The sequence below is a fragment of the Acinetobacter sp. SCLZS86 genome (assembly GCF_021560715.1).
Lineage (GTDB): Bacteria > Pseudomonadota > Gammaproteobacteria > Pseudomonadales > Moraxellaceae > Acinetobacter > Acinetobacter towneri_A.
In genome coordinates this window covers 527334-541704 of sequence record NZ_CP090864.1, presented here as the reverse complement: position 1 = coordinate 541704, position 14371 = coordinate 527334, and the positions used below count along the sequence as shown (strand labels likewise).

13 protein-coding genes are annotated in these 14371 nt (G+C 42.4%); 10 read left to right on the top strand and 3 right to left on the bottom strand.

What is annotated here, in order from left to right; all coding sequences use genetic code 11:
* Positions 1-74: 74 nt before the first annotated feature.
* Positions 75-317: a SlyX family protein gene (locus LZP46_RS02390; RefSeq protein ID WP_070155369.1), complete on the bottom strand. Its 243-nt coding sequence runs from the start codon at positions 315-317 to the stop codon at positions 75-77.
* 35 nt (positions 318-352) lie between these two features.
* On the opposite strand from LZP46_RS02390, the gene LZP46_RS02385 reads away from it, so the two are divergent.
* From LZP46_RS02385 to LZP46_RS02375, 3 genes are all read left to right on the top strand, one after another.
* On the top strand, positions 353-2260 hold the full coding sequence (locus LZP46_RS02385) for an ATP-binding cassette domain-containing protein (protein ID WP_236094565.1): 1908 nt from the start codon (positions 353-355) through the stop codon (positions 2258-2260).
* A 141-nt stretch (positions 2261-2401) separates the two neighbouring features.
* Positions 2402-3337 carry an LpxL/LpxP family acyltransferase gene (locus LZP46_RS02380; RefSeq protein ID WP_236094563.1) on the top strand — a complete coding sequence of 312 codons (936 nt, stop codon included), beginning with the start codon at positions 2402-2404 and terminating at the stop codon, positions 3335-3337.
* 24 nt (positions 3338-3361) lie between these two features.
* A complete protein-coding gene (locus LZP46_RS02375; RefSeq protein ID WP_236094561.1) occupies positions 3362-4474 on the top strand; it encodes a glycosyltransferase family 4 protein in 1113 nt (370 codons plus the stop codon).
* A 335-nt stretch (positions 4475-4809) separates the two neighbouring features.
* Here LZP46_RS02375 and LZP46_RS02370 read toward each other — a convergent pair whose 3' ends face one another.
* The gene (locus LZP46_RS02370; RefSeq protein WP_236094559.1) at positions 4810-5937 is read right to left on the bottom strand and encodes an endonuclease/exonuclease/phosphatase family protein; all 1128 of its coding nucleotides are present in this window, start codon (positions 5935-5937) and stop codon (positions 4810-4812) included.
* Positions 5938-6125: 188 nt separating this feature from the next.
* Between LZP46_RS02370 and asd the strand changes: the two genes are divergently transcribed.
* From asd to truA, 5 genes are all read left to right on the top strand, one after another.
* Entirely contained in the window at positions 6126-7244 is a 1119-nt protein-coding gene (gene asd / locus LZP46_RS02365) for an aspartate-semialdehyde dehydrogenase (protein WP_004976115.1), read from the top strand.
* Between the two features lie 169 nt (positions 7245-7413).
* Entirely contained in the window at positions 7414-8832 is a 1419-nt protein-coding gene (locus LZP46_RS02360) for a type IV pilus assembly protein FimV (protein ID WP_236094554.1), read from the top strand.
* 66 nt (positions 8833-8898) lie between these two features.
* Positions 8899-10248, top strand: coding sequence for a fimbrial protein FimV (locus LZP46_RS02355; RefSeq protein ID WP_236094552.1), 1350 nt, complete (start codon positions 8899-8901; stop codon positions 10246-10248).
* A gap of 46 nt (positions 10249-10294) precedes the next feature.
* Entirely contained in the window at positions 10295-11275 is a 981-nt protein-coding gene (locus LZP46_RS02350) for an asparaginase (RefSeq protein WP_236094550.1), read from the top strand.
* 12 nt (positions 11276-11287) lie between these two features.
* Positions 11288-12085: a tRNA pseudouridine(38-40) synthase TruA gene (gene truA / locus LZP46_RS02345; protein WP_004976106.1), complete on the top strand. Its 798-nt coding sequence runs from the start codon at positions 11288-11290 to the stop codon at positions 12083-12085.
* 128 nt (positions 12086-12213) lie between these two features.
* On the opposite strand, the gene LZP46_RS02340 is transcribed toward truA, so the two are convergent.
* Positions 12214-13221, bottom strand: a complete 1008-nt coding sequence (locus LZP46_RS02340; RefSeq protein WP_236094549.1) for an AraC family transcriptional regulator — start codon at positions 13219-13221, stop codon at positions 12214-12216.
* Positions 13222-13451: 230 nt separating this feature from the next.
* Between LZP46_RS02340 and infA the strand changes: the two genes are divergently transcribed.
* Complete coding sequence (gene infA, locus LZP46_RS02335; RefSeq protein WP_001284370.1) at positions 13452-13673, top strand: translation initiation factor IF-1; 222 nt, start codon at positions 13452-13454, stop codon at positions 13671-13673.
* A 158-nt stretch (positions 13674-13831) separates the two neighbouring features.
* The gene (locus tag LZP46_RS02330) at positions 13832-14242 is read left to right on the top strand and encodes a hypothetical protein (RefSeq protein WP_236094548.1); all 411 of its coding nucleotides are present in this window, start codon (positions 13832-13834) and stop codon (positions 14240-14242) included.
* Positions 14243-14371 lie beyond the last annotated feature (129 nt).

Here is a 14371-nt window from a genome sequence, read left to right as displayed (position 1 = left end):
TTACAGCGGGAAGTACAGCAAAGGTCAAATTAAATTCAGTACTGAAACAAATATCTTTGATTAAGTACGGTTGATTAATAGTGTGGCGGACGATTGGTCATCGGGTCAAACGGTGCAATCCCATCCGACAAATCTGCCGACTCCACCCGCTGATATAACCACTGCATTTGTTTCTTTAAATCAGCAATTTCCAGGCTTTGATGAACCACTTGTTCATTCAATTGCTCAACTAAATCGTCCAAAAATGCAATTCGCACTTGCAAATCTTCAATGGGTGCGGAAAATGACGCCTGATCATCTATACTTTGTTTAGTCATTTCAAATCCTCATTTGAGATTTTTTAGGAAACACTATGGCCTATATTACTTTAAGGGATGTCCAACTTGCATTTGGTGGACCTGCCTTGCTCGACGGCGCGAATTTTAACCTAGAACGTGGCGAACGAGTGTGTTTGATTGGCCGTAACGGAGAAGGTAAGTCTACTCTACTTAAACTGATTGAAGGAAGTTTACTGCCCGATGCAGGTGAAGTGTCCATTCAAAATGGCATCACCATAGCCATGTTGGCGCAAGATGTACCCATGGATTCAGGCAAAGTCGCCGATATTGTGGCCGATGGTGCAGGTGAAGCTGCTGCAGTATTAAAAGCCTATCACGAAGCAAGTGATGCCTGTGTATTAGGTGATATGGATGCCTGTGACCGTATGGGGAACCTGCAACACAAGCTAGATCAGCTAGATGGCTGGGCACTGGAAAATAAGGTCAATGCCATTTTAAGCAAAATGGGACTTGACTCAAATGCCGACTTAGCCGATTTATCCGGGGGACGTAAACGTCGTGTATTGTTGGCACGTGCCCTGCTCACCCAACCTGACGTGTTGTTGCTGGATGAGCCGACCAACCACTTAGATGTGGAAAGTATTGAATGGCTAGAAAAATTCTTACTCGATCAAAATAATTTAACGCTGCTGTTTATTTCGCATGACCGTGCTTTTGTCGATAGTATCGCCACCCGCATTGTCGAGTTAGATCGTGGTGTATTACGCAGCTACGAAGGTAACTATTCACGTTATTTAGATTTAAAAGCACAGCAACTAGAAGCCGAAGAAAAACAAAATGCGCTGTTTGATAAAAAACTGGCCGAAGAAGAAGCATGGATTCGTCAAGGCATTAAAGCACGTCGTACACGTAACGAAGGACGTGTGCGTGCCTTAAAAGCCTTACGCGAAGAATCCAAAGCGCGTCGCTTCCAACAAGGCAAAGTCAATATGGCAACGCAAGAAGCCAATCGCTCAGGTAAACTGGTCTTTGATATTGAACATTTACAAGTGGCCTTTGGCAATCAAGCTCCAATTATTAAAGACTTTTCTACACTGGTATTACGTGGCGACCGTATTGGTTTAGTTGGCGATAACGGTGTCGGTAAAACCACTCTGATTAAAGCCATTTTAGGTGAAATTGAACATGGTGGCTCTGTCAAAACAGGCACACAACTGGAAATTGCCTATTTTGACCAATTACGTAACGTCTTAGATTTGGAAAAGTCAGTAAAAGATAACGTATCTGAAGGTTCAGATTTTGTTGATGTGAACGGACAACGTCGTCATATTTATAGTTATTTGCAAGACTTTTTATTCTCACCAGAACGTGCGCGCACGCCAGTTAAAGCCTTGTCTGGCGGAGAACGCAACCGTATTTTACTGGCCAAATTATTACTCAAACCATCTAACCTGATTGTGATGGATGAGCCGACCAACGACTTAGATATGGTCACTTTAGAATTGCTTGAGGAAATGCTCAGCGACTATAAAGGCACCTTATTGCTGATTTCACACGACCGTGCCTTTATGGACAACGTGGTGACTTCGACTTGGGTATTTGATGGCAAAGGCAATATTGATGAATATATTGGCGGCTATCAGGACTACTTGCAGCAACGCCCTGACCAAACTGTGGTTGATCAAAAAAGTGATGTTAAAAAGGCCGTTGCCAAAGCCGAAGCGGCTGCAGCAGCGCCAACAGCCAAAAAAGTAAAATTGAGCTATAAAGATCAACGTGCTTTAGAACAGCTGCCTGGTGAAATTGAAGCACTGGAACAGGAACAAACCGAATTGGCTGAAAAACTGGCGGATGGCTCTTGGTTTGTAACAGATGCCGATGCAGCCACCAAAGCTTCACAGCGTTTAGCAGAAATTGATGAAGAGTTGCTGGAAAAACTGGAGCGTTGGGACGAACTGGAAAACTTGGCGAATGGTAACTAGGGTCTATTGACACTTCGTCTACGCTTGTCCTGAAAGACTTCGCAAAACCGTTTTAAGCATCTTTCCCATTGGACGGATGCTTTTAAATTTTAAAATCGGTTCGTGCTAAACTGCAACGATACAACACTTTACACGGTCATTATGAGTCAACACACTGAATATCAACCAGGCGAATTTCAATGGTCTTTCCTGTTGCCAAAATATTGGGGCATTTGGATTGGTATTGTCTGCCTAATGATTTTAGCCATTTTACCGTGGGCAATTCAGTATCGTCTGGCACAGTTTTTAGGCAATCTTGCCTTTAACAGCATGAAATCACGTCGTGTAACCACGTTACGCAATTTGGAAGTGTGTTTTCCTGAGTGGAGTGAGGCTGAAATTCAAGAGAATGCTCGCCAAGTCTTTGTCGATCAGATGCTGGGCGTATTTGAAACCTTAAATGCGTGGTACTGTCCACAGTGGTTTAAAGGACGCACTCAGGTTGAAGGTTTAGAATATATTCAGCAAGCCCAAGCAGCTGGACGTGGAGTTTTATTGTTAGGCACACATTCTACTCTGCTAGATGCAGGCGGCTATGTCTGTGCACAATATTTTGACCCCGATGTGGTCTATCGCCCACAAAATAATCCTTTACTGGACATGCTGATTTACCGTTGTCGCGCCACCATTTACGGTCATCAAATTGACCACGATGACATGCGTGGTTTAATCCGTCACTTAAAAAATGGTCGTGCCATTTGGTATAGTCCAGATCAGGACTTTGGTTTAAAACAAGGTGTTATGGCACCGTTTTTTGGCGTGCCTGCAGCGACAGTTACGGCGCATCGTCGTTTACTTAAAATGACCAAGGCCGCAGCAATTCCGTTATATTTTTACCGTACAGGTGAGCTTTCCAACCCGCAATATAAAGTCTTGATTGAACCTGAACTGCTAGATTTTCCAAGCGCAGACGAAGTTACAGATGCAACGCGTACCAATTTCATTATTGAGCAGCAATTACGGATCGCCCCTACCCAATATATGTGGTTTCATCGTCGGTTTAAGAGTCGCCCCGAAGGTTATGATAATATTTACTAATCTGCACGGCAGAAGGAAAGACTCATGAAAGTCATGCAGTTATTACCCGAATTAAACAGTGGTGGTGTAGAACGCGGTACGCTCGAAATCGCCCGAGCTTTAGTCGCTCAAGGGCATACGTCATTGGTGGTGTCGAATGGCGGACGGATGGTCAACCAACTTGAGGCTGAAGGTTCCACCCATTTAAGGTTAGCCATCCACAAAAAATCATTATCAAGCTTGTGGCAAATCCGTCCTTTACGCCAACTGATTATGCAACATCAACCTGATATTGTGCATGTACGTTCCCGCGTACCTGCATGGCTGACTCATTTTGCCCTAAAAGGGATTCCAGCCGAAAAGCGCCCACACTTAATTTCAACGGTACATGGTTTTTATTCAATTAACCGTTACAGTCAAATTATGACTCAAGCGGAAAAAGTGATTGCAGTTTCTGACAGTGTGGTCAAATACATTCGTGATCATTATCAAAACTGCCCACCAGAAGATATTGTCCGCATTTATCGTGGGATTGACCCTACTGCATTTCCGCATGGGTATCAACCTTCGGTACAATGGATTCAACAAACCTATCAAGATTTCCCAGAACTTGAACATAAGTTTTTAATTTGTTTGCCGGGACGTATCACCCGCTTAAAAGGTCATGAAACATTGATTGATCTGATTGCGAAATTAAAAACCCAGTATCCACAGATTCATGCTGTTGTTGTAGGCGGTGCAGATGTTAAAAAAGCAGCTTATTTACAGGAACTGGAACGCAATATTCGAGATAAACATTTGACCGAAGCGATAACCTTTGTTGGACACCGTTCTGACATTCGCGAGTGGCTTGCGTTTAGCGATATTGTACTTTCACTTTCCAATCAGGCAGAAACCTTTGGACGCACTGCGCTTGAAGCTTTATCGGTAGGAACACCTGTGATTGGCTGGAACCGTGGTGGTGTCGCTGAAATTCTGTCACAACTGTATCCGCAAGGACTCATCGCGGTAGATGACCAAGTCGCTTTATTCAATGCAGTGCAATTGCATCTGGAAACACCGCAAAGTGTCGCCCCTGTTGAATTGTTCAGCTTGGCAGATATGTGTCATCAAACCATAGATTTATATCAGCAAGTTTTGCAGTCAAAACATACCTAAAGCCTTAAAACTGAATCGAGCTGATTGAAATTTAATTTGTTTAAAAAATGAGAGTGAAAAAATAAACCCTAAAAAATCATCGCCCGAGTTCTACATCCTGTAAAACTCGGGCTTATGAGGTTGTGCTTTCAAAACTTATTGTTATTTTGTTGTGTGGCGTTCCTTACCTACATCATATCCTTGATGTTTATCCATCAGCGTCGTCTTCCTTAATGGGATATTCCGTTCCCGAGTCCTTGTGCTGATGAATTAATCTTAACCAGATCAGTCAGAATAAAACATGCGTCATGCGCCTAAATCCGTGTAAGCCATTTCGTACGCTTTTCGTTTAATTTCTAAACTGATTTATTCTGCGCTTTATATGGTTGTGCAATTTCATCGGTCACCAGTTTTTCTTCTCGCTCTGCTTTTTCAATCCCCTCCTGAATCGCCTGTTGAGCTTCTTGCTCATCGGCATCGGTTTGCGGTAATTCATCTTGAATTCGATCAAACACACGTCCAGTTTGCAATACCACATACACAGGAAAATGGTCTGAACCGATATGCGCTAAACGCTGCATATCCACCAATGCAAAATCGGTACTATGAAAAACATGGTCTAATGACCAACGCAATAAAGGATAATCGGCATGAAAGGTATTGATATAGTGCCGCCCAACGCGCGGGTCGAGCAAACCACTGATTCTTTGAAACAAGCGTGTCGTCCGCGACCATGCTACATCGTTTAAATCTCCCATCACGATACAGCTTTCATCTAAATCTTTGATTTGATCGCCTACAATTAACAATTCGGCATCTCTTAAAACTGAATCTTTGGCTTCAGTCGGACTCGGAGGTTTGGGATGCAAACAATATAACTGTACAGGTTGCCCAGAAGGCAAAATCACACTGGTATGAATAGATGGAATTTCATCACTCAGAATAAATTTGATCTCACTGTCTTTTAACGGCAAACGGCTATACAAATGCATGCCATATAAATTATCTAAAGGCACAGCGACCCGATAAGGATAGTCGGGTTCAATCACAGACAGGGCTTTTTGCCATGCCAAATCAGTTTCTAAAGTCAATACTAAGTCTGGTTTTAAGGCTTGAATATGTTCAATCAACAGATGATATTTCTGATTTGGTGTCAGGACATTGGACACGATTAATGAAATCTGTTTTTCAGGATTTAACTGTTCAGGGCGGACTTGTTTGACCTGTTTTTTCCACAGCAAGGTATAGGGTAAAACCATTTTGAGCTGATAAGCCAAAGCCGCAATCAGTCCAATCAAAATCACTTGGCTAGACATATCCCACGTCTGCTCCCAAATCAGGAGCAAAACAAAGGCAATGATGCCTAAAACCAAGATCTGTAAACGTGGAAAATCTGCGCCCCGAATCCACCATTCATCGCGTGGAATCAGTGACCAAAAACTTAACCAAATGACTAATATTGCAAGCCCTTTTACCCAAATCATCTTGCTTTACTCTTTTGTATTTTTTTTGGTTTTTACATGAAAACCAAAGTTATCAATTTTGTATGTAACACAAACACGAGATTTCTCTCAATAATACTCATGTTTTGTTCATGTAATGCTTGCAGTTGTGTCCCCTTTTGATAGACTTACATTCCTTTATTGTTTTTAACGCACCGAGGCAAAGTGACATGAAAGTAGGTCTGGTCGGTTGGCGCGGGATGGTGGGTTCCGTCCTTATGCAACGTATGGTTGAAGAAAATGATTTTGCTCATTTTGAGCCATTCTATTTCTCTACCAGTAATGCTGGCGGTGAAGCACCAGCGTTTGGTGGTAAGACTGCCCCAGCACTTATGGATGCAACAGATATTGAAAGTCTGAAGCAAATGGATGTCATTATTACCTGTCAAGGTGGTGATTACACTTCTGCCGTTTTCCCAAAGCTTAAAGCAGAAGGTTGGAATGGTTACTGGATTGATGCTGCATCTACCCTACGTATGGATGATGAAGCGATTATCGTACTTGATCCAGTCAACATGAATGTCATTAAAGATGGCTTGGTAAATGGCACCAAAACATTTGTGGGCGGTAACTGTACTGTTTCACTCATGTTGATGGGCTTGGGTTCATTATTCCAAAACAATTTGGTGGAGTGGGCAACGTCAATGACCTATCAAGCAGCTTCTGGTGCAGGTGCGCAAAACATGCGTGAGCTGATCACAGGCATGGGCTACTTGTACAACAACACCAAAGACTTGTTAGATGATCCACGTTCACCCATTTTAGACATCGACTCTAAAATTGCCGAATTACAACGTGGCGAAGGTTTCCCATCGGCAAACTTTGGTGTGCCTTTAGCGGGTTCTCTCATTCCATATATCGACAAACAGCTTGAAAGCGGTCAGTCAAAAGAAGAGTGGAAAGGTCAGGTTGAAACCAATAAGATTTTAGGCAATCAGCAAATCGTTCCAATTGATGGTCACTGTGTGCGTATTGGTGCAATGCGTTGTCACTCTCAGGCAATCACGTTGAAGCTGAAAAAAGACGTTCCACTGAACGAAATTGAAGATATGATTCGTCAATCGAGCCAATGGGCAAAAGTAGTACCAAATACCCGCGAAGCATCAATGACCGATCTTACCCCAGTTGCAGTTACAGGGACTTTAACAGTACCTGTTGGTCGTTTACGCAAAATGAACATGGGTAAAGAATACCTCGGTGCATTCACTGTAGGTGACCAATTACTTTGGGGTGCAGCAGAGCCATTACGTCGTATGTTACGCATCTTAATTGATTACAAAAATGCTTAAGCCTCGTCGTGAACACTGAATCATTTTCGATTCCGTGATCGATCTTAACAAGCCAGTCAAATTAGACTGGCTTTTTTATGTAATCAACGTGTTAATATTTTACAATCGCCCTACAACTCGCTACTCTATCCTTTTCGCCTTGCGATAAATGACCGAGCTAACAATTAAGATGACTGTATATAACAAATTAAAGATCGCTATTTTATCTATTCTGGCTTCACAGCAAATGTATGCAATGAATGTTGACCCGATTCAAATTCAGTCAACCACTGGGGAATTGCTCTATGCCGAAATCAACTTTCGTCAATCGAATGTTAATGAAGCGATTGATGTCAGTTTAGCTACGGCTGAAGATCTGATGTCAATTGGTGCGAGTCACCGCCCACCAGGTCATCTTAACTTTTTTACACGTCGTAACAGCAACGGCACAGGGGTCATCACCATTACTTCATCCCGACCGTTAACTGAGTCTGAGTTGAATATTGTAGTTAAAATTAAAGAAGGCAATGCAACCCGCCTGCAACATATTCGCACACCTTTAAAACGCAGTTCACCTGCTCCATTGGCCGCGATGCAACGCAGCAATGAACAAGCTTTAACGCCTATCATGATTGTCAATGAGCAAGATATTGCTTTAAATTTACCTGTAAGTGCGACCTATCAAGTTGAAACACCCAAAGCAATTGAACAACAAGCCTTCGAAGCACCCTTAACCATTCAACGTAATACTCCACCTGCATTAAACCATCAAGCAGTAACAGTAATTCAAACTGCGCCAAGCCGTAGCGCAGCAAGGGAAAATACGACTGTGATTGCCCCAAAAGCAGCACCAGCACAGACAAATAGCAACCTAACACAGACAACATCTACAGCCACCACCTCAGTCACCGCACAACAATCGGCTGATCCACTAGTGCAAAAATTTGCTGAACAGCAACGCACGAAGCAACTAGCACAAACTCAGCCTGCTGCTGCAACGAAAAAGCCTGCACAAACAGCGGCTACACAGGCTAAGCCAAGCTCTGCCACAGCCAAGCCTACGGTCAATGCCCAACATGTAGTACAATCGAATGAATCATTATGGGCCATTGCCTCACGCATTGCAGGAGAAAATAATCGCCCTGTTGCTGAGGTGATGCAGCAAATCAAAGCCAATAATGAACATGCTTTTATTCAAGGTGATGCCAATCGTTTACGTCGTGGTGCAACCTTAAATTTACATGCACAAGCTAACTCTAAACCAGAGAAAAAAGTCGCAATTCCACAACCAGAAACGGCCAGCGCACCACAATCAGGCAAAGCCAAATATCGTTTAAATCAAGCAGAAATGAGTCTTGTAGCAGAAAATCAACAGGACTCTACCCATGGTTCTGCCAAGAAGAACACTCAATCCACACAAACTTCGGGCGACTTGTCATTAAAAGTTATGACATCTCGTGAGAAAACCGTTAAATTACAGAGAAACGTAACAGAATTAGAATTGGCATTACGTCAGAAGGATCACAGAATTCAATTACTCAACGCGCGCCTTGCTGAACTGCAACAACAATTGCAAAAACAACAAGCCGCAAATAAGCCAAAACACTAAATGTTACACACAATGATTTTTTTGGGATAAGGTCAAACAAGTACCACATCCTCAAGGGGTATAAACATGCTGATTTATGTGATTCCGTTTATTTTATTATTGGTGATCGCAATTTTCTTGAAAAAGCGTGAAGCAAGTAAAGAAGCCGAACCGAGCAACAAGAAAACAGCAGCGCCAGCCAAAACCAATGCCAAGAAAACCACAACTACCAAAAAAGTTGCACAGAAATCGGTGGTGGCTGAAGAGGTTGTTCCAACACCACAACACTCTACCCCTGTCCCTGTAAAAATCCAAACCAACATTGAAAACCTGATCAAAGAACGTAATTTCTTTGCTGCAGAAGCGCAAATTAACCAAGCATTAAAACGTGATAATTCTTTGCATGGTTTGTATTTGTTATTGCTTGATATTCATTTGCAACAAAAAGATGAATTTGCAATTGATCAATTGCTGAATCATATACGCGCTTTAGGCCTTGATGATATTTTGGTTCAAGCAGAAGCTCAAAAACAAGCATTTGATGAGCAAAACAACAAAGTAATTGATGGGATTGATTTTCAACCAACGACTCCAACGGTTTTAGAATCGACTCCTCTTGAACAAAAATCAACTGTTGATTTTGACGCCCTCATACAATCAAAAGATGATATCTCTTCTGATAGCACTTCTTTTGACCAGTTACAGCACGAACTGACCTCAAATAAAACAGCACCACCTGAAGCAGCTTTAGAATTTGATACCTCATCGTTAAATTTCAGCCCTGCTGCTGCACCTGTAGAAAAAGCAGCTGAGCCTGAAGTAAAAGCAGAACCTGCTGCTTTAGACTTTAATTTTTCTGTAGATACTGCACCAGCAACAGAGAAAACTGAAACACCCGCAATTACTCCTGAGCCAAGTACAAGTGCTACAGAAGCAGCCCAACCGCTTGAGTTTTCTTTTGATTTAGAACCGAATAAAACTGAAATAGTAGCATCTGAAACACCAGCAAATGCACCTGCTACAACTGAAGCCCCAAGTTTAGACTTTGACTTTTCAACAACAGAAACCCCTGCGACTGTTGAAGCAAAAGCTGAATCTGCACCACCTGATTTTAATTTCACATTTGACAGTACGCCTGCTGCAGAAACCAAGCTTCAGCCTGCAATTGAGCCTGAAGTCATTGCTGCACCAAGTATTACACTTGAACCTGCTGCAGCTGTGGTCAGCACAGATGTTGATCTGAATGATCCATTGGTGAAATCATTCCCAGACTTATCTCAATTGGATGAAATTCAGTTGAACTTAGACTTAGCAAGTCAATATGTAGAGTTGGGCGCTTATGATGCTGCGAAAGCTTTGCTTAGCGAACAAGGCGCAAATTACTCTGCTGAACAACGCCAACGTGCCGATCAGTTACTGAATCAAATCGCTTCTTAATTCAAATCAGATTAAGATTAAGCAGTCATTCTTGGCTGCTTTTTTTATGATGAAAAAAATTGCGTTAATCTACATGGGCGGCACTTTTGGCTGTGTCGGTGAACCACTAAGCCCAATGCCTGCCGAACAATTTCTGCCACGCTTGGCACAGGTTTTGCCACTAAATTTAGAGATTGAATGCTTTGTTGCCCCTGTCATTAAAGACAGTAGCGCATGTACAGCAGCAGACTGGTTACAGCTCATTCAATATATTCAAAAATTACAACAAGATAATTTTCAATATTTCGTCATTTTACATGGCACAGACACGCTCAGCTATGCTAGTGCAGTCTTAGCACGTTTTTTAGCGCAAAGTACTCATGTCATTCTCATGGGTAGCCAATATCCCTTACTCAATGCACAAGGTACAGATACCCGTGAATTTAGTGATGCCTTAGACAACCTAAATTTTGCTCTACAACAGATTCATCAAGTGACTCCGGGCGTATATCTTGCTTTCCATCATCAACTGATTCATGCCGCAACGGCACTGAAACAACACACCACCGAGTTAAATGCATTTACAGGTCAGTCCGCTTTGGCTTGCACGGAGAGCAAATCGCAGAATGAGCCAGCATTCAAGATTAGAACTCAACATATTGAAAAAGCCCAGCACTTTAACTGCCTGAATTGGATGTTGCAGCCAATTGCCATTTCTGCTTTGGTCGATAATTTAAAAGCCTTACAGCAACAGCCACCACACTGCCTGATTTTACAGAGTTATGGTACTGGAAATATGGCAATCAATGACGAAGTGATTGCGTTAATTCAGGCCTTGCAAGCTCAACAATGTGCCGTGATTCTCACCACACAAGTCCCTTTTGGTGACATGCAGCAACGCTATGCGATCAGTCAGTGGTTACAGGACAGTAAAATTTTAATCAGTGATTGCCAAAGTCACGCGGATCTTTATGCCAAAGCCTTAAAAATGTATTTACAATACGACAGCCTTGCACAGTGGTATGCGCATTGGCAGTCTTCAGTGTGATTTGAGGTGATTATGCAGCGTTTTGCAATCGGAATAGAGTTTTGTGGTATTCGGTATCGGGGTTGGCAAACCCAGCAAGCAGGCGTACCCAGTGTGCAGGAAACCATTGAAAAAGTTCTGAGCAAAATTGCCGATGAGCCCATTATTTTACATGGTGCAGGACGTACCGATGCAGGCGTGCATGCAACCAACATGGTGGCACATTTTGATACGCATGCCATTCGCCCTGAACGCGGTTGGTTGATGGGTGCCAACAGCCAACTCCCCAAAGACATTGCAATTCAATGGATTAAAACAATGGATATGGACTTCCATGCTCGTTTTAAGGCTCAGGCACGGCGTTATCGCTATGTAGTGTATAACAATCCACAGCGCCCAGCCTTGCTGCACAAACAAGTCACCCACGCTTATTATCCCTTAGATGTCGATAAAATGATTGCAGCTGCGCAGAAATTTGAAGGGACACATAATTTTGAAAGCTTTCGCGCCGCAGCGTGTCAGTCCAATCAGCCTGTCCGTCATGTCAGTCATTGCCGCTTAATTCGTCACGGCAATTATTTGGTATTAGATATTCAAGCCGATGGTTTTTTGCATCACATGGTACGCAATATCATGGGTTGCCTATTGGAGATTGGACAAGGTTTGTATGACATTGCGCATATTGACCAAATTTTTGCAGCTCAAGACCGTAAAGCCGCAGGGATTACCGCCCCGCCCGATGGCTTGTATTTTATTCAGGCGCATTATCCTGAACAGTTTGATTTACCGAAAGTTCCTTTAGGTCCACATTGGTTAAACATGCCAGAATAATTTAATCCCTTCCGACCTCCCTTTTCCAAAGAGAGGAGCTCCATTTCGAGGCTTTAAAACGAAAGTCCCCCTTTGAAAAAGGGGGATTTAGGGGGATTCTGTTTAGGAAAGGTTTTAAATTTTCAAACTTAACGCTGTTTACGTTTTCTATATTCCACTGGGGTTTCATTGGTCCAGCGTTTAAAGGCACGATAAAAAGTACTAGGCTCTGAAAAACCCGTTAAATATACAATCCGCTCCACACTTTCATTGGTATTCGATAATAATCGTTTAGCCAAACGACAACGGTAATCTGACAGAATTTGCTGAAAACTGGTATTGGCTTCGCTCAATTGTGTACGCAAACGGCGTGGTGTGATATTCAATTGCGCTGCTACTGTTTCCAATGTCGTTTCACCACTTTCTAAGGTTGAACCAATAGCACGGCGCACTTCACCAACCAAGTCATAACGCGCCAGTTCCTGTAGCTTTTCCAATGCCAACTGTTCATTTAATTGCAATAACTCTGGCTCTGCCTGCCATAGCGGATAATCCAAAATACTCGGATCAAAATACAAACGCGTTTCTTTCTGCCCCAAACTCACAGGACATTCAAAGACACGGAAATATTCATCATCTGCAGCGCCTTGACTAAAGTTAAAGTCGATATAAATGGGCTGAAAACGACCTTCAGTAATAAATTTAAAGAATCGTAAAACACCCGACATGGCGCATTCAGAAAAATGACGATTAACGATATTTTCTGACCACGGCTGCACACCATTGGTTAAATAGCAGCGACCATCTTCCACTACCAATTTAGCATCAAAAGCATCACTAATTAGGCGTTGATAAGCCAAAGCGCGTTTTAGACCTTCACCAAAGTTTTCTGAAGAAATAAACAAATGTTCAATCACTTGCCCACGGTAAAGTGGCAAATGTTCCCCCAGATGCAAACCAATATCAGGGTCTTTACTGACTTCCTCAGCCGCAACCCAAAACGCATATTGTGCATTTAAAGGCGTACGCTCATTGGCTTCGACCTGATTTAAGGCCACACCAGCTTTTGTTAAAATTTCTTCGGTTGGCAACCCCGCACGACGAATCGCTTGGTAGCCTAATCGCAATACAACCGATGCATCTGTTAGCTGACCCACGCAAAAACCTTCCTTGTATGTACTTCATTTATACTTAAAAAGATTGAAATTAGATTAACTGCGATTGACCGAACTGACAACCTACCCAAGCCTATTTTTACAGAAAAAGTATAAACCGATGATTCGCTTATTTTACTAACAGATGCGCTGTGTACAGGGTTAAGCATCTTGATTTTTGCAGATAAATTGCCTATAATTTGCGCCTTTCCAATTTGATACTCAGGTAGGCTATGGCCAATAAAGAGGAACTCATCGAGTTCGAAGGCGTTGTCACCGAAACGCTTCCTAATACTATGTTTCGTGTACGTTTAGAAAACGGTCATGAAGTGATTGCTCACATTTCTGGTAAAATGCGTAAACACTATATTCGTATTTTAACGGGTGACAGTGTGAAAGTTGAAATGACCCCTTACGACTTAACAAAGGGTCGCATCACTTACCGCGCACGCTAAGTTTTAGTGTAAGCTAAAGCCACTTTCGGAGTGGCTTTTTTTCGTTGACTTCAAAAAATTCTGTTTAGCCTTTCATTCGCCCCCGCAGCTTATCGAATCACCACATTCTTTTCTTGCATTGGCTTCTACAATAAACTTTTGAGCAAGGGAGAAAAAGCATGTTATTTCGATCCTGCGTTGCTTTGGTTATTACTTCGTTTCTAGGCATTACTTTAGTTGCCTGTAGTAGCCATCCATCTCAATCAGTCATAAGCCGTGACGTCTATTTACAACAATTTGTTGGTCAATCTAGCACTTATATTTTGACACACTTGCAGTTAAGCCAAATAGGCTATCAACAAGTGGGTACAATCGAACACACCAAACAAACCTTACGCTACCAGGTCATTCGTCCTGTACGGATTCCAATTCCAATGGCGCAGCATCCAACCACAGGAATTGGTGCAGTTCCGTTAAACACGGGCATCCCTAGTCATGAAAGTTATGATTTGGCGCTGTCCTGCTATATTATTTTTCATTTAGAACACAACATTGCGACCTCTGTGTCTTATAGTGGACAACACTGCTAAATAAACATCACGCTATTAAACAGCAGCACGAAATTTTTTGCACAAAAAAACGCAGTCCGTAGACTGCGTTTGCTTTAAGCCAATCACATTTAGAGATGCGATTTGGCTTAAATATCTGAAGTTTTGAAA